The following is a 19,254-nucleotide window of genomic DNA, read 5'->3' on the forward strand; positions in this document are numbered from 1 at the left end:
AACCCTTACCTTAGTATGACGGCGACCCGGGCTCGACCCGGGGACTGATCTGCTTGGGGAGGCGCGGCCAACGTGTCGGGTATCGAAGAAGTCATCGGGTACTGGCGTGACTTGCCGGCCGTGTCCTCGGCCGAGACAGCGCTGCCGACCGATCGTCCGTATCCCGCGGTGTGCTCGGGGAACCGGGCCGTACGGACCAGGAGCATGGCCGTACGGACGACGAGCGAGACCTCTCTCGCCGCCTTCTTCGCGCTCCTGCACCGCTACAGCGGCGCGGCTGGCATCACCGTCGGACACGAGGCGCTGCCGGTCCATGTCCACCTCGGCGACGCTCCGTCGTTCCATGAGCTGGTGGAGCGGGTGACCGAGGCGCGGGCCGCCGCCGGGGAGCACCGGCTTGCGCTGTCCGTGCTCGTCGACGAGCTGCGGCCCGAGCCCACACGCGCGGGCGGACACTTCTTCAACACCGCCTTCGACATCGCCGCCGCCGTCGCGCCCGGCGCGGACCCGGAGCCCGAGACGGACCCGGCCACGGACACCGGCCCCGGGACTCCCGTCGGCGGCGCTCGGACGGAGGAGCTGACCGGCCCGCTGGACCTGGCGCTGAGTGTGGCGCCGGGATCGGTCTGGGTGACGTACCGTCAGGACCTCTTCGACGAAACGACCGTCGACCGGTTGCTGGGCCACTACGAGACCCTGCTGACGGACGGACTCGCCCGCCCCGGCACAGCGGTCGCCGAGCTGGAACTGACCACCGCGGCGGAGCGGCGGCAACTGCTCGTCGAGCGGAACGCCACCGAGCACTCCGTCCCGGCCGCCACCTGGCCCGCCATGTTCGCGGAGCAGGTCGAGCGGCACCCCGACGCGATCGCCCTCGTCTTCGAGGACGAGCGGTACACCTACGCCGAGCTGGACGAGCGGGCCAACCGGCTCGCCCACGCGCTGATCGCCCGTGGTGCGGGCCCCGAGCGGGTCGTGGCCCTCGCCCTGCCCCGCTCCGCCGAACTGATCGTCGCCGAGGTCGCCGTACTGAAGTCCGGCGCCGCGTATCTGCCCGTCGACCTCGACTACCCGGCGGACCGGATCGCGTACATGCTGGCGGACGCCGAGCCCGTCTGTCTGCTGACCACGGCGGGGTCCGCCGGCGACCTCCCGACGGAGGACGGAGTCGCCCGCTTCCTCCTCGACCTCCCGGAAACCGCCGCCGAGCTGGCCGGGCGTCCCGCGCACGATCCCACCGACGCCGACCGCGGCGGTGCGCTGTCCGTCCTGAACGCCGCGTACGTCATCTACACCTCGGGATCCACCGGCCGGCCCAAGGGCGTCGTCCTCGCCCACACCGGCGTCGCCAAACTCGTCGCCACACAGAGCGAACGCTTCGGCATCGGACCGCACAGCCGCGTACTGCAATTCGCCTCGCCCAGCTTCGACGTGGCCTTCTGGGACCTCTGTCTCGGACTGCTCTCCGGCGGACGTCTCGTCGTCGTACCGAGCGAACTCCGTGTCCCCGGTGTGCACCTCGCGGACTACGCGAACGCGCACGGGATCACCTTCATGATCCTGCCGCCCGCCCTGCTCGCGGCGATGCCCGAGGACGCCCGGCTGCCCGCCACCGCGACTCTGCTGGCCGGTACCGAGCGGGTCTCACCCGAGCTGGTGGGCCGGTACGCGCGCACCCGGATGATGTTCAACGCGTACGGTCCGACCGAGGCCACCACCAACTCCACCCTCGGTCTGTGCGACCCCGACACCCCGGCCGGCGCGGTCGTCCCCATCGGTGTCCCCGACCCCGGCACCCGGGCCTATGTCCTCGACGCACGGCTGCGGCCCGTCCCGGACGGTGTGCCAGGTGAGCTGTACCTCGGCGGCGCGGGACTCGCCCGCGGCTATCTCGGCCGGCCCGGCCTCACCGCCGAGCGGTTCGTCGCCGACCCCTTCGGCGCGCCCGGCGAGCGGCTCTACCGCACGGGCGACCTGGTCCGCTGGAAGGCCGACGGACGGCTGGAGTTCCTCGGCCGCGCCGACACCCAGATCAAGATCCGCGGCTTCCGTGTCGAACCGGGCGAGATCGAGTCGGTGCTGCGCGGGCACCCCGCGGTCGACCAGGTCTCGGTCGTCGCCCGCGAGGACCGGCCGGGGGAGCGCAGGCTCGCCGCGTACATCGTCCCCTCGCTCGACAGCGGGCCGGGCGACGGGACCGCCCAGGTCGAGGAGTGGAAGGATCTCCACGAACTGTTCTACAGCGCCGCCGGATCCGAGGGCCGGAGCGAGGGCACGTCCGTCCGCGAGAACTTCGCGGGCTGGAACAGCATGTACGACGGCGCCCCCATCCCCGTCGACGAGATGCGCGAGTGGCGCGACGCCACGATCGACCGTATCCGTGAACCGGGCACCCCCCGAAGGGTTCTGGAGATCGGTGTCGGCAGCGGACTGATCCTGTCCCGCCTCGCACCGGACTGCGAGACGTACTGGGGTACGGACGTCTCGCACGAAGCGGTACGGGCGCTGCGCGCCCAGGTGGACGCGGTGCCCGGCCTGGCCTCCCGGGTGGAGCTGAGCGCCCGGCCCGCCCATGACACCGACGGCCTGCCCGAGGGCTTCTTCGACACGGTCGTCATCAACTCGGTGGCCCAGTACTTCCCGAGCGCGGACTATCTGTCCGACGTGCTGCGCAAGGTCGCGGCGCTGCTGGCGCCCGGCGGCAGGGTCTTCGTGGGCGACATACGCAACCTCCGTCTGCTGCGCACCCTGCGCGCCGCCGTGGAGAGCCGGCGGCCGGCCGTCTCCGAGGACCCGGACAAGACGGCCCTGCGGGCGGCGGTGGAGCGCTCGGTGAGCTGGGAGGGCGAACTGCTCCTGGACCCCGACTACTTCACCGATCTGCCGGGGCTGCCGGACTTCGAGGCGGACGTGCTCGTCAAGCGCGCCACGCACCACAACGAACTGAGCCGCTACCGGTACGACGTGGTGCTGCGCGCGCGGGAGACGGCTCAGGCCGGCCCGGTCCGCACCGGCCCGCAGGCCACCGCGGAGAGCGAAGTGCGCTGGTCCGGGATCGACGGCCTCGCCGCGCTGGACGAGCTGCTGACCACCCGGCCCGTCCGGGTCCGTGTCACGGGCGTGCCCAACGGGCGCCTCGGGGAGGACCTTTCGGCGCTGCGCGCCCTGGAGGACAGCAGCACCCCCGCCCCCGACGGCATCGACCCGGAGGCCTTCCACGCGCTCGCGGGCCGACACGGCTACCGCTGCGCGGTCACCTGGAACGGACACGCCGACGACGGCCGTCTCGATGTCGTGCTCGTCGAGGGCCGGGCGCCTCTCGGCCCGTCGTACCGGCCGGGCGGGACCTTCCCGTACGCCAACAGGCCCGCGCCCTTCCGCGACATCACCGCGCTGATGAGGACCCTGCGCGCCCACAGCGCGGAACGGCTCCCCGAGTACATGGTGCCGTCGGCCTTCGTACCGCTCGACCGGCTGCCCGTCACCCCCAGCGGAAAGCTCGACGAGAAGGCGCTGCCCGCACCGGACTACGGGGCCCTCAGCTCCGGCCGGGCCCCGCGCGACGCCCGCGAGGAACTGCTCTGCCGGCTCTACGCCGAGGTGCTCGGACTGCGGTCGGTCACCATCGACGACGACTTCCTCGCGGTCGGCGGCGACAGCATCAACGCCATCCAGCTGCTCGTCCGGGCCCGCGAGGCGGGTGTCCGGCTCACCACACGGGATGTCTTCCGGCACCGTACGGTCGCCGCCCTCGCGGCCGTCGCCGTCGACCGTACGGAGGAGGGCACCGAGGCCGCCGACGGTCCTCTCCTCGCCCTCACTCCGGACGAGATCGCCGAGATCCAGGGCGCGGAACCCCTGCTCATCGAGGAACTGCTGCCGCTCGCCCCGCTCCAGCAGGGCTTCCTCTACCACGCCCTCGCAGGCGGCTCCGACGCCGACGCGTACACCGTCCAGCAGATCATCGAGCTCGCCGGACCGGTGGACGGCGAAGCCCTGCGCGCCGCGGCGCGGACCCTCCTCGACCGCCATGCCCCGCTGCGCGCGGCCTTCCGGCAGTACGGCGCCGACGGCGCCGCCGCGCAGATCATCGCGGGCGGTCTCACACTGCCGTGGCGTGAGGTCGATCTGTCGGCCCAGGACGAGTCCGTCAGGACATCGCTCGCCGAGGCCGTCGCCGCCGACGAACGGTCCCACCGCTTCGATCCGGCCCGGCCGCCGCTGCTGCGCTGCGCACTCGTACGGTACGGTCCCGAGCGCAGCGCGCTCATCCTGACGTTCCATCACATCATCGCGGACGGCTGGTCGTTGCCGGTACTGCACCGTGAGCTGATGGCCGCGTACGGCGGCGGCGCCTCCGTACTGCCCGAGGTCGCCCCGTACCGCAACCATCTGCGGCGCGTCGCCGCTCTCGACCGCGAGGCCGCCCGCGCGACCTGGCGCACCGCGCTGTCCGGTCTCGACGAGCCGACCCGGCTGGTGCGGACCCCGGCCGGCAGCGCGCCGATCCGGCCCGGACAGATCCGGATCGAGCTCTCCGAGCGGACCACCGGACGGCTGGCCGCGCGGGCACGTGAACTCGGGATCACCCTCGGTACCGTCGTCCAGGGCGCGTGGGGCCTGCTGCTCGGCAGGCTCACCGGCCGGCAGGACGTGGTGTTCGGCACGACCGTCTCCGGACGTGACGGCGAGGTCGACGGCATCGAGTCGATGGTGGGCCTGTTCATCAACACCCTGCCGACCCGGTTCGTCTGGCAGCCGGCCGACACACTCGCGGCGCTGCTCGGCCGCCTCCAGGACGAGCAGGCCCAGCTGCTGAACCACCAGCACCTCGGACTGGCGGAGATCCAGCGGATCGCGGGCCTCGGGGGCAGCGGCGAACTCTTCGACACACTGCTCGTGTTCGAGAACTATCCGGCCGACACCGATCTGCGGGACCCGTCGGACACGATCCGTATCACCGGCCACGAGTTCCACGACGCCGTCCACTACCCCCTGGCCCTCATCGTGAAGCCGGGCCGACGGCTCGATCTGCGCCTCAAGCACCACGCCGAGCGGCTGAGCGGTGACGCCGTCCAGGCCATGGCCGACCGGCTCTCCCTGATCCTGGAGACGCTCGCCGACGATCCCGCGCGGCCGGTCGCGCGGATCGGTCTGCTCTCCCCGCGGGAGCTGGCCGAGGCGGAGACCCAGCTCACCGGAGCGGAGCGCGAGGTCCGCCCGGTCACCCTGTCCGCCGCCTTCGAGGAGCAGGCGGCCCGTACCCCGGCCGCGACGGCCGTCGTCCTCGGCGACGAGCGTCTGAACTACGCCGAGCTGGACGCCCGCGCCGAATCCCTGGCGCGGCGGCTGCGCGCCCGTGGCGCCGGTCCCGACCGGATCGTCGGGGTCGCCGTCCCGCGCTCCACCGAGCTGATGGTCGCGCTCCTCGGCGTCCTCAAGTCCGGCGCCGCCTATCTTCCGGTCGATCTGGACTACCCCGCCGAGCGGGTGGCCCACATGCTGGCCGACTCGGGTGCCCGTACGGTCGTCACCGTCGCGGACTCGGTCTCCCGGCTGCCGGAGACCGAGGGGCTCACGGCGCTCGTCCTGGACGGATCGGCGCACGCGGACGACGGGTCCCCCGAAGGGACGTCCGGTGCCCAGGCGGGTCCGGACGACCCCGTCCAGGCGGGTCCGGACGACCCCGTCCAGGCAGGTCCGGACGACCCCGCCTATCTCATCTACACCTCCGGCTCCACGGGCCGCCCCAAGGGCGTCGTCGTCACCCATCGCGCCGTCCGCAACCGGCTGGCCTGGATGCAGGGGGAGTACGGCCTCCGGCCGGACGACCGGGTCCTCCAGAAGACACCGTCCAGCTTCGACGTCTCCGTGTGGGAGTTCTTCTGGCCGCTGACCGAGGGCGCGGCCGTCGTCCTCGCCAGGCCCGACGGACACCGGGACCCGTCCTATCTCGCCGCGCTCGTCCGCGAACAGGGCGTCACCACCCTGCATTTCGTACCGTCGATGCTCGAAGCGTTCCTCGGCTCGGAGGACGTCACCGGCGATCCCGGCTGGGCCGCGACCCTGCGCCGCGTCTTCAGCAGCGGCGAGGCCCTCACCGCCTCCGCCGCGAGCCGCTGGCACGCGCTCACCGGGGTGCCGCTGCACAACCTCTACGGACCCACCGAGGCGGCCGTCGACGTCACCCATCACACCTACCGCCCCGACGGATCCCAGGACAGCACCACCGTCCCCATCGGAGCGCCGGTCTGGAACACCGGACTGCGGGTGCTCGACGCCTGTCTGCGGCCGGTCCCCGCCGATGTCCCCGGCGAGCTGTATCTCACCGGCGTCCAGTTGGCGCGCGGTTACCACGCCCGGCCCTCGCTGACCGCCGAGCGCTTCACGGCGGACCCGTACGGCCCGCCCGGCAGCCGGATGTACCGCACCGGCGACCTGGTACGGAGGCGCCCCGACGGTACGGTCGAATACCTCGGCCGCACCGACCGGCAGGTCAAACTCCGCGGCAACCGGATCGAACTCGGTGAGATCGAGGCCGCTCTCGTCCGCCGGACGTCCGTCGCCCAGGCCGCCGTCACCGTCCGCGAGAACGCCCTCGTCGCCTATGTGGTCGGTACGGGGAACGAGGCGCCGGACGCGGCCGGGCTCCGGGCCGGACTCACCGGAGTCCTGCCCGCCCACGCGGTGCCCACGGCCTATGTCGTCCTGGACGCCCTGCCCCTCACCCCGAGCGGCAAGCTCGACCGGGCGGCCCTGCCCGCGCCACAGGCCGTACGGGCCGAGGCGCGCGCCCCCCGCGACGCGCGCGAACGTGTCCTCACCGACATCTTCGCGGCCGTGCTGAAGCTGACGGACGTCTCCATCGACGACGACTTCTTCCTGCTCGGCGGCGACAGCATCAGCTCCATCGGTGTCGCCGGCCGGGCCCGCCGCGCGGGCCTGGACATCGGCCCCCGTGACATCTTCGAACACCGCACCCCGGCCGCCCTCGCCGCCGCCGCGACGCCCACCGTCCCGCGCGAGCCGGACCGGACGGCCGGGCCCTCCTTCGTACTCACCGCCGAGGAGACCGCCCGTGTGGAGCGGCTCGTCCCGGGCGGGGTCGAGGACATCTGGCCGCTCGCGCCCCTCCAGGAAGGGCTGTTCTTCCACTCCACGTACGACGAGAACGCCCTGGACGTGTACACCGTCCACGAGTCGTTCGACTTCGCGAACCGGATCGACACCGGCCGGCTGCGTGCCGCCGTACGGACACTGCTCGCCCGCAACCCCGCCCTGCGCGCCGGATTCACCAGCGAAGGCCTGCGCCAGCCGGTGCAGTTCATCGTCCGCGACCCGGAGATCCCGCTCGAAGAGACCGACCTCACCGGCGTCCCCGCCGCGGAACAGGACGAGCGGCTCCGCGCGCTGATGGACGAGGAGCGGACCCGCCGCTTCGACCTCACCGAGCCGCTGCTCTTCCGTATCCTGCTCATCCGGCTCGGTGAGGAGCGCGGCGACCGTCTGGTCATCGGCCGCCACCTCATCCTCTGGGACGGCTGGTCCGCCTGGCTCTTCCTCGACGAACTCTTCGCCCTGTACGAGAGCGGCGGGGACCCGGCGGAGCTGCCGCGCCCCGGCTCGTACCGCGACTATCTGACCTGGCTGGAGCGACAGGACACCGACGAGGCCACCCGTGCCTGGCACACCGCTCTCGACGGGCTGGACGAGCCCACCCTGCTCGTCCCGGCCGCCGCCGGCCGAGGGCTCGAACCCGTGGTCCCGGAGAGCCTCGACTCCGTACTGACCACCGAGGCGAGCGAGCGGCTGCGCGACACCGCGCGCCGCCACGGTCTGACCCTCAACACCGTCCTCAACGCGGCCTGGGGACTGACCCTCGCGAGCGCCACCGGCCGTACCGATGTGGTCTTCGGCACGACCGTCGCGGGCCGGCCGAGCGAGGTGCCCGATGTGGCCGAAGTGATTGGGATGTTCCTCAACACCGTGCCCGCGCGGATCGCCTTCGACCCGGCCGAACCGGTCGTCGACCTGCTGCGGCGGGTGCAGGCCGAGCGCCTGGAGCTGCTGCCGTACGAGTATCTGGGCCTGGGGGTCCTCCAGGCGGAGAGCGGTCATCGCCGTCTCTTCGACACCCTGTTCGTCCTGCGGAACGCCGACACCGAGGACCGGCTGGCCGTGCTGCGCGACCGGCACGGCGCCACCGCCGTCGCCAATGTGGACGCCACCCACTACCCCGTGAACCTGGTCGTCACCCCGGGCCGGCGCATCCGTGTCACCCTCTCCCACCGGCCCGATGTGATCGAGAGCGGCTACGCGCACGACCTGCTGGCCCGGTTCACCCTCCTGCTGGACGGACTGACCGCCGACCCCGCCGCTCCCGTCGGCGGTCTCGACCCGCTGCTGCCCGCCGAACGAGCGGCCCTGGAACGGGAGAACACCGCCACCAGAGAGCCCGTCCCGCACGAGACGGTCGCCGATCTGCTCGCGGCCCAGGCCGCCCGCACCCCCGACGCGACCGCCGTCGTCTTCGGCGCCCGGACGCTCACCTACGCCGAACTCGACGCGCGCTGCGACCGGCTGGCCCGGCTGCTGATCTCACGAGGCGCGGAGCCCGAGCGTGTGGTGGCCCTCGGACTGCCGCGCTCCCTCGACATGGTCGTGGCGCTCTTCGCCGTCCTGCGCACCGGCGCCGCCTATCTGCCGCTGGAACTCGACTACCCCGCCGACCGTCTCGCCCTGATGCTCGACGACGCGAAGCCGCTGCTCCTGCTCTCCACCGCCGAGGTCTCGGACACACTCGAAGGAGACGTCCCGCGCGTCCTGCTGGACGACCCGGCCGTCGAGGCGGAACTCACCGCGCTGCCCCCGGGCCCCGTGCGTGTCGACTTCGGCCTGGAGCACCCCGCCTACGTCATCTACACCTCCGGTTCCACCGGCCGCCCCAAGGGCGTCGTCACGCCGTACCGCGGTCTGACGAACATGCGGCTCAACCATCAGAAGGAGATCTTCGGCCCGGCCATCGCCTCGGCGGGCGGCAGGCGCCTGCGCGTCGCGCACACCGTCTCCTTCGCCTTCGACATGTCCTGGGAGGAGCTGCTCTGGCTCGTCGAGGGACATGAGGTGCACATCTGCGACGAAGAGCTGCGCCGTGACGCCGAGGCACTGGTGGCGTACTGCGAGACCCACCGGATCGACGTCGTCAACGTCACCCCGACCTATGCCCATCTCCTCATCGAGGAAGGGCTGCTGGAGGGACACCGGCCGCCGCTCGTGCTGCTCGGCGGTGAGGCCGTCACCGAGACCGTCTGGAACCGGCTGCGCGACACCGACGGCACCTACGGCTACAACCTCTACGGGCCCACCGAATACACCATCAACACCCTCGGCGGCGGTACGGACGACAGCGCCACCCCGACCGTCGGGCGCCCGATCCGCGCCACCCGGGCACACATCCTGGACGCCTGGCTCCGTCCGCTCCCCGACGGGGTTCCCGGCGAGCTGTACATCGCGGGCGTCGGTCTGGCCCGCGGCTATCTCGGCCGGCCTGGGCTGACCGCCGAGCGCTTCGTGGCCGACCCGTTCGGTGAGCCCGGCGAGCGGATGTACCGCACGGGAGACCTCGTACGGCGGCGGGCGGACGGCAATCTGGACTTCCTGGGCCGCACCGACGACCAGGTCAAGGTGCGCGGATACCGGGTCGAGCTCGGCGAGATCGAGACCGCGCTCAGCCAGCACCCACGGGTCGCCCAGGCCGCCGTCATCGCGCGTGACGACCCGTCCGCGCCCGGTACCCAGCGCCTGGTCGGCTATGTCGTCCCGGCCGAACTCGACGACGAGAGGCGCGAGGAGGCCGAGCGCGCGCAGATCGGTGAGTGGCAGGAGATCTACTCCGCCGAGTACACCGAGATCAGCACCGCCGTCTTCACGGAGGACTTCGCCGGCTGGGACAGCTCGTACGACGGCACGCCCATCCCGCTGGAGCACATGCGCGAGTGGCGGGCCGCCACGGTCGAGCGGATCCGCGAGCTGCGGCCACGCCGGATCCTGGAGATCGGTGTCGGCTCGGGACTGCTGCTCTCGCAGCTCGCCCCGGCGGCCGAGGCGTACTGGGCCACCGACTTCGCCGAGCCCGTCATCCGCAAGATCGGCGAGGATCTGCGGCAGAACCCCGAGCTCGCGGCCAAGGTCGAGCTGCGTGCCCGGCCCGCCCATGACGTCGACGGTCTTCCCACCGGATTCTTCGACACCGTCGTCATCAACTCGGTGATCCAGTACTTCCCGAGCGTCGACTATCTGACCGATGTCATCAACAGCGCGATGGACCTGCTCGCCCCGGGCGGAGCGCTGTTCGTCGGCGATGTGAGAAACCTCCGGCTGGCCCGTGCCTTCCAGACGGCCATCCAGCTCACCAAGGCGGAGAAGGGCACGGATCCGGCGACCGTACGGCGGGCCGTGGACCGGGGCATCGCGCTGGAGAAGGAACTCCTCGTCGATCCGGACTACTTCACCACCCTGGGCTTCGGCGTCGACCTGCGGACCAAGGCGGGACGTCATCAGAACGAACTGACGCGGCACCGCTACGACGTGGTCCTGCACCGGGGTCACGACGACGCCCTGGAGCTGGCCGACGCTCCGGTGACCGACTGGGCGGGGCACGAGGCCCTTGCCGGGCTCCTCGAAGAGCGGCGTCCCGAGCGGCTGCGTGTCGTCGGGGTGCCCGACGCCCGGACGATCGGTGAACTGGCCGCCGTACGCTCCCTGGACGAGGGCCGCCCGCACGGCGTCGCGGAGGAAGGCGTCGAGCCCGACACACTGCGCGAGCTGGGCTCCCGCCTCGGCTACCGGGTGCTCACCACCTGGTCCGCGCGACTCGGCACGTACGAGGCCGTGCTGGTCCGGGAGACGGGCACCGGCACCGGCACCGACGCGGAGGCCGGCACCGGCACCGGATTCCGGGTGACCACCGGTCTCTACCGCCGCGCGGACGGTGTCGCGCCGTACGCCAACGCGCCCACCACCGCGCGCGGTGCGAACGGTCTCGTACGGCAGCTCCGCGAGGACCTCAGGGAGCGGCTGCCCGACTACATGGTGCCGGCCGCCTTCGCCGTCCTGCCCCGGCTGCCGATGAACGACAACGGGAAGCTCGACGTACGGGCGCTGCCCGAGCCCGAGCCGGCCGTCGCACAGGGCGCCGGGCGCGGTCCGCGTACCCCGCAGGAGGAGATCCTGTGCCGGCTGTTCGCCGATGTGCTCGGCCTGCCCGGGGTCGGCGCCGAGGACAACTTCTTCGATCTCGGCGGACATTCCCTGCTCGCCACCCGGCTCATCAGCCGCGCCCGTAACGAGCTGGGCGCCGAACTCGCCATCCGTGATCTCTTCGAGGCCCCGACCCCGGAGCTGCTCGCGGACCGCACCGGCGGCGCCCGTCCCGCGCGCCCGGCCCTGGCACCCGGGGCGGTCCGGCCCGAGCGCCTCCCACTCTCGGCCGCGCAGCGCCGGCTGTGGCTGGTGCAGCGCATCACCGACGACAGCGGTGTCGCGTACAACTTCCCGCTGGTCTTCCGGCTGCGCGGCACACTCGACCTGGCCGCGCTCCGGGCCGCGCTGCGCGATGTAGCGGGCCGCCACGAAGCCCTCCGTACCCGGTTCGAGGAGCACGAGGGCGAGCCGTACCAGCGGATCGTCCCGGCCGACGAGGCCGACCCCTCGTTCACCGTGACCGACTGCGCCGAGGAGGACCTTCCCGCGCGGATCGAGGAGGCCCAGCGCCGCCCGTTCGATCTGAGCACCGAACTGCCCCTGCGGGCCGAGGTGCTCCGGCTCGGTCCCGCCGACCAGGTGGTGGCCCTCGTACTGCACCACATCACCACCGACGAGTGGTCCGACCGGCCCTTCCTCGCCGATCTCGGCTTCGCCTACGAGGCACGGGCCGCCGGCCGGGTCCCGGAGTGGGAGCGGGATCTTCCCGCGCAGTACGCCGACTACACGCTCTGGCAGAACCGCCTCCTGGAGGAGGTGGGGGAGCGGCAGCTCGCCTACTGGACCGAGACCCTGCGCGAGCTGCCCGAGAAACTGGAACTGCCGCTGGACCGCGAACGGCCCGCCCGGTTCACCGGCCGCGCGGGAGTCGTACGGGCGGAGCTCCCGGCCGGGACCGGCAGCGCCCTGCGCGAGCTGTCCGGCGCCCAGGGCGTCAGTCTGTTCATGCTGTTCCAGGCCGCGACCGCGACCCTGCTGCACCGGCTCGGCGCCGGGGACGACATCCCGCTCGGCGCGCCCATAGCCGGGCGCACGGACTCCGCCCTGGACGATCTGGTCGGTTTCTTCGTCAACACGCTCGTGCTGCGCACCGATCTGTCGGGCGATCCGGCCTTCACCGAACTGCTCTCCCGGGTGAGGGAATCCGCCCTGGCGGCCTTCGAGCACCAGGACCTGCCCTTCGACCGGGTCGTCGAGGCCGTCAACCCGGCTCGGGCGGCGGGCCGCAACCCGCTGTTCCAGGTCATGATCGGCTACCACTACCGACCCGAAGGAGACCCGGATCTCTTCGGCCTGGACACCGAGTGGTTCGACATGGACACCGGCATGGCCAAGTTCGATCTGGACTTCACCTTCATCGATCACGGCGGCGACCGGCCCCTGACCCTACTCCTGGAGTACGCCGCCGACCTGGTGGATCCCCGGACCGCGGACGGACTCGTCGAGCGGCTGGTGGCCCTGCTGGAACAGGTCGTGCGGGCCCCCGAACAGCCCGTGGGGGCGCTGCGGATCCTCACCGACGCAGAGGCCCTGGCCGCACGGACCACCTGGAACGACACCGACCGGCCGGTCGAACCCCGCACGGTCCCCGAACTCTTCGCCGAGACGGTACGCGCGAGGCCCGACGCCACCGCCCTGGTCACCGCCGGCGGCCGGCTCACCTTCGCCCAACTGGCGGCGCGCGCCGAGGACATCACCCGCGCGCTGCTGCGCCGGGGAGCCGGTCCCGAGACGGTCATCGGTCTGGCGCTGCCCCGCGCCGAGATGGTGCCCGCGATCCTCGGCGTACTCGCGTCGGGCGCCGCGTATCTGCCGCTCGATCCCGACCATCCCGCGCACCGGCTGGAGTTCATGCTCTCCGACGCGGCGCCCCGGTGTGTGCTCACGACCGCCGCCCTCGCGCCGGGACTGCCGGACGGGCGGGAACTCGTCCTGCTGGAGACCCTCGGGGACGAACTCCCGGAAACCCCAGGGGAGCGGGAGCCCGGGGGGACCGGCCGCACCCCGCGTCCCGCGTCGGCCGCGTACATCATCTTCACCTCCGGGTCCACCGGCACCCCCAAGGGAGTGATCGGCACCCACCGCGGCCTCAGCAACCTCTTCGGCTCACACCGCCAGGACCTGATCGAGCCCGCCGAACGGGCCGCGGGCCGGTCCGCCCTGCGCGCCCTGCACGCCGCCTCGTTCAGCTTCGACGGCTCCTGGGAGCCGATGCTGTGGCTGCTCGCGGGCCATGAACTGCATGTCGTGGACGAGGCCACCATGACCGATCCGGCCGCGCTGCTCGGATATCTGGTGGCCGAGCGGATGGACTTCGTCGATGTCACGCCCACCTATCTGCGGGAGCTGACCCACCACGGCTTCCTCGACCCCGGCGGCTATCTGCCCGGTGTCGTGGCGGTCGGCGGCGAGGCCACCCCCGCTCCGGTGTGGGAACGGCTCCGCGCGCTGCCCGGTACGGCGGTCCACGATCTGTACGGACCCACCGAGTGCGCCGTCGACTCCTACGGCTGGCACGGGGAGGCGGACGGTGACACCTGGGCCGCGCCGCTCGCCAACATCCGTGCCCATGTCCTGGACGCGACGCTCCGGCCGGTCCCGGCCGGAGTGGCCGGTGAGCTGTATCTCGCGGGAGAGGGCCTGGCCCGTGGCTATCTCAACCGGCCCACGCTGACCGCGGAACGGTTCACCGCCGATCCGTTCGGCCCTCCCGGCGGGAGGATGTACCGCACCGGTGACCTCGCCAGGCGCCGTGCGGACGGCACCCTGGAGTTCCTGGGCCGGGCGGACGACCAGGTCAAGCTGCGCGGTCTGCGGATCGAGCCGGGCGAGATCGAGTCCCTCGTCGGCGCGCACCCCGGGGTGGCGACGGCGGCCGTGGTCGTACGGGAGGACACCCCGGGCGTACCGCGTCTGGTCGCTTACGCCGTACCCGCGCCGGGACACACCCTGGACCCCGACGAGCTGCGGACCCACACGGCCGCCGCGCTGCCGGCGTACATGGTCCCGGCGGCGTTCGTCGCGCTGGAGGCGTTGCCGCGTACCGTCAGCGGGAAGCTCGACCGTGCCGCCCTTCCCGCGCCGGACTTCTCCGCCGGCCCGGCGGGCCGGCGCCCGCGCACCCCCGCCGAGGAGATCCTCTGCGGGCAGTTCGCCGAGGTGCTCGGTGTCGAACGGGTCGGTGTCGACGACGACTTCTTCGCACTGGGCGGCCACTCCCTCCTGGCGATGCGTCTGGTGGCGAAGGTCCGTGCCTCGCTCGGCGCGCACCTCTCGCTGCGTACGGTCTTCGACGCGCCGACCGTGGCCCGGCTGGCCACGGCCCTTACCGGGGAGGGGGAGACCGGCGGGCACCGGCCCCCGCTCACCGCGCTCACCGCGGGGGAGCGTCCTGAGCGGCTGCCCCTGTCGTCCGCGCAGCGGCGGCTCTGGGTCCTGTACCAGGTCGAGGGCGCGGGGCCCACGTACAACATCCCGTCCGCCTGGCGGCTGTCCGGCGCGCTCGACACCGACGCGCTGCGCGCCGCCGTGGGCGATCTGGCGGAGCGGCACGAGACACTGCGCACGGTGTTCCCGGAGGAGGCCGGCACCGCGTACCAGCGGATCCTGCGCCAGGGCGAGTACGAGATCCCCGTGGACGTCGTGCCCGCCGACGAGGGAAGCCTCGCCGGACTGCTGGCCGACGCGGCGGCGTACGGTTTCGAGCTGGACCGTGAACCGCCCCTGCGCGTAAGGGCGTTCCGGCTGGCCGAGGACGAGCATGTCCTGCTGGTCCTGGTGCATCACATCGCCGGTGACGAGTGGTCCGAGCAGCCACTGACCCGGGACCTGGCCACCGCCTACGCCGCGCGCGCGGCGGGCCGGGCGCCCGGCTGGGCACCCCTGCCCGTGCAGTACGCCGACTACACCCTGTGGCAGCGGGCCGTACTGGGCGACGAGAAGGACCCGGACAGTGTGGCGTCCCGGCAGCTCGCGTACTGGAAGGAGACCCTGTCCGGTCTCCCCGAAGAGCTGGCACTGCCCACCGACCGGCCGCGCCCGGCGGAGAGCAGCTACCGGGGCGGCGCCGTCGACCTGTCCCTCGGCCAGGAGCTGGCGGACTCACTGCGCGAACTGGCGCGCGGCGCCGGGGTCAGTATGTTCATGCTGATGCAGTCCGCCGTCGCGGCCCTGCTGACCCGGCTCGGGGCCGGTACGGCCATCCCCATCGGCAGCCCCATCGCGGGGCGCCCGGACGAGGCGCTGGAGGACCTGGTCGGGTTCTTCCTCAACACCCTGGTCCTGCGCACGGACACCTCCGGCGATCCCGGTTTCCGTGAACTCCTGGCCCGGGTCAGGGACGCCGACCTCGCCGCGTACGACCATCAGGACGTACCTTTCGAGCGGGTGGTGGAGGTGCTCAACCCGCCGCGCTCACTGGCCCGCCATCCGCTCTTCCAGGTGATGGTCGTCTACCTCGCGGCGGGAGCGACGGGTCCGGCGCTGCCGGGACTTCTCTCGCGTGAGGAGGAGGTCGGCCAGGACACCGCGAAGTTCGACCTGTCCTTCGACTTCGTGGAGCACGCGGACGGCGGTGGCGTCCACGGCGTCCTCGAATACAGCACCGATCTGTACGACCGGGCCACCGCGGAGGCGATCGCGGAGCGCCTGCACCGCGTCCTGCGCGCGGTGGCGGCGGAGCCGGATCTCTCCATCGGCCGGATCGACATCCTGGGCGAGGACGAGCGGGAGCGGATACTGCGGCGGTGGAACGCCCGGGAGCTGCCCGCCGCACCGACCACCGTGCCCGCGCTGTTCGAGCGGCAGGTACGGCGCACCCCCGACGCCCCCGCCGTCGCCTCCGACGGTGTCGAACTGACCTACGCAGAACTCGACGCGGGTGCCAACCGGCTGGCCCGGCTGCTGATCGAGCGGGGAGCCGGTCCCGAGCGGATCGTCGCGCTGGCGCTGCCCCGCACCGCCCATACCCTGCTGGCGATCCTCGCCGTGCAGAAGGCGGGCGCCGCGTATCTGCCGGTCGACCCCGATGTCCCGGCGGCACGCACCGCCGGGATGCTGGCCGACGCACGCCCCGTACTGACCCTCACCACCCGCGCGCTCGCCCCGCTGCTGCCGGACTGCGGGGTGCCGGTGCTGGTGCTCGACGCCCCGGAGACCGTGGCGGGGCTCGCCGCGTACGACCCCCGGGACGTGACGGACACGGACCGCGCGAGCGCTCTGCTGCCGGGCCACCCGGCCTATGTGATCTACACCTCCGGATCGACCGGGCGCCCGAAGGGTGTCGTCATCACCCATGAGACGGTCGGCAATCTCTTCCACAGCCACCGGGAGACCCTGTACGAACCGGCTGTCGCGCTGACCGGCAGTCGGCGGCTACGGGCCGGGCACGCCTGGTCGTTCTCGTTCGACGCGTCCTGGCAGCCCCAGTTGTGGCTGCTCGACGGGCACTGCGTCCATGTCGTCTCCGAGGAGACACGGCGCGACCCCGAACTGCTCGCGGCGGCCGTCGCCGAGCACGGCTTCGACTTCCTCGAAGTGACACCGTCGTTCTTCGCGCAGATGGCCGACACCGGGCTCGTCTCGGACGGCACCTCCCCGCTCGCCGTGATCGGGGTCGGCGGCGAGGCCGTACCGCAGGCGCTGTGGGAGCGACTGCGCGGGCTGCGCGGCACGGAGGCGTTCAATCTGTACGGGCCCACCGAGTCGACCGTCGACGCGCTCGTGGCGCGTGTACGCGACAGCGACCGGCCCCTGGTCGGCCGCCCCGTGGCGGGCACCCGGGCCTATGTGCTCGACGGCTTCCTGCGGCCCGTGCCGCCGGGGGTGCCCGGCGAGCTGTACCTCGCGGGCGGCGGACTCGCCCGCGGCTATCTGGACCGGCCGGCGCTGACCGCGGAACGATTCGTCGCCGACCCCTTCGGTCCTCCCGGCTCCCGGCTCTACCGCACGGGTGACCTCGCCCGCTGGACGGCGGAGGGGATGCTCGACTATCTGGGCCGGGCGGACGACCAGGTCAAGATCCGCGGATTCCGTGTCGAGCTGGCGGAGATCGAGGACGTACTGGCCGCTCACCCGGAGACCGCGCAGGTCGTGGTGACGGCCCGGCAGGACGGGCCGCGCAAGCAACTGGTGGCGTATGTGGTGGCCGCCGCGGGGCAGTCGCCCGACGCGAGCGGACTGCGCGCGCATGTCGCGAGGCATCTGCCGGACTACATGGTCCCGGCGGCGGTCGTCCTCCTGGAGCGGCTGCCGGAACTCGCCAACGGCAAGCTCGACCGGAAGGCGCTGCCCGCGCCCGACTTCACGGCGGTCTCCTCGGGACGCGCACCGCGTACGCCCGAGGAGAAGGTCCTCTGCGGTGTCCTCGCCGATGTCCTGGGGCTGGAACGGGTGGGTGTGGACGACGACTTCTTCACGCTCGGCGGCGACAGCATCATGGCGATGCGGCTCGTCAGCCAGGCACGGGCGGCCGGTGTACGGATCACTCCGCGTCTGGTCTTCCGGCACCGCACGGTGGCGGGCCTGTGCGCCGCCGCCGCCGAGCGGACCGCCGTCGCACCGGGCGCGGCACGTACCCCGTACGACGGCACGGGCGACGTTCCGCTGACCCCGGTCATGCACTGGCTGCGCGAACTGGGCGGTCCCTTCAAGGGCTACCACCAGGCGGCACTCGTCCGGACCCCGGCGGCGCTCGACCTCCCGAAGCTGGTGAGCGTGGTGCGGGCGCTGGCCGACCGGCACGACATGCTGCGGGCGAGACTGGTACGCACGGGCCCGGACGACTGGTCCCTGGAGGTCCCGCCCGCGGGCACCGCCGACATCGGCACCTGGGTCGAACGGGTCGACGCCACCGGCCTGGACGACGACGCCCTGCGCGAGTGCGTCGCGGAACGGGCCCGTGCGGCCCGGGGGGCGCTCGACCCGGAGACCGGCGCGGGGGTCAAGGCGGTGTGGTTCGACACGGGCGACCGGCCGGGCCGACTGCTGCTGATGGCCCATCATCTGCTGGTCGACGGTGTCTCCTGGCGGGTGCTGCTGCCTGATCTGGCAGTGGCGTGGCAGGACGTCTCCGAGGGCCGCCCGGCCGGACTGGCCCCGGTCGAGACGCCGTTCCGGCAGTGGGCACACCGGCTCACCGAACTGGCGCGGGAGCCGTCCCGTGAGGCCGAGCTGCCCCTGTGGACGGCCGTTCTCGACGGCGCGGAACCGCTCCCGCCGATCCGGCCGCTGATCCCGGAACGGGACACGGCCGGCACCGTACGGGAGGTGGAGCTGCGACTGGACCCGGAGCGCACCGGCCCCCTGCTGTCCACCGTGCCCTCCGTCCTCGGCGGAAACGTCAACGACGTCCTGCTGACAGGGCTCGCTCTCGCGCTGGCCGACTGGCTGCGGCGCCGCGGCGCGAGCGCGAGCGGCGGGGTGCTGGTCGATCTGGAGGGCCACGGCCGCGAGGAGGAGCTGGCCGACGACGCCGATCTGTCCCGTACGGTCGGCTGGTTCACCAGCGTCTTCCCCGTCCGGCTCGACCCGGGCCCGGTCGATCTGGCCGACGCCTTCGCCGGCGGCCCGGCCGTGGACGAGGCGCTGCGGCGGGTGAGGGAGCATCTCGCCGCACTGCCCGCCAACGGCGTCGGCTACGGCATGCTGCGCCATCTCAACCCCCGTACGGCACCGGTCCTCGCGGCACTGGAGGCGCCGCGGATCGAGTTCAACTACCTGGGCCGCTTCGACGTTCCCGAGGCGACCGACTGGTCCTACGCCCCCGAGGAGGACGCGGCGGACATCGGCTCGGAGCCGGCGATGCGGGAGGGCCACGCACTGGGCATCAATGTCGTCACCGAGGACCGCCCCGACGGGCCGGTCCTGGCCGCCAACTGGTCCTGGCCGGCGGCCGTGCTGGAGGAGAAGGACGTCAGGGACCTCGCGCAGACCTGGTTCCGGGCGCTGGAAGCGCTGGTGGCTCGCGCCGCCGCGCGTATCGAGGAGAAATGA

Annotated in this window: 1 protein-coding gene; it reads left to right on the forward strand. The window is 72.7% G+C overall.

Features of this window, described 5'->3' with window-relative positions:
- The first annotated feature begins 72 nt into the window (after nt 1-72).
- On the forward strand, nt 73-19,254 hold the full coding sequence (locus OG214_RS35095; RefSeq protein ID WP_405987032.1) for an amino acid adenylation domain-containing protein: 19,182 nt from the start codon (nt 73-75) through the stop codon (nt 19,252-19,254).

Origin of the sequence: Streptomyces sp. NBC_00872, assembly GCF_045161915.1 — a bacterium.
Taxonomy (GTDB): domain Bacteria; phylum Actinomycetota; class Actinomycetes; order Streptomycetales; family Streptomycetaceae; genus Streptomyces.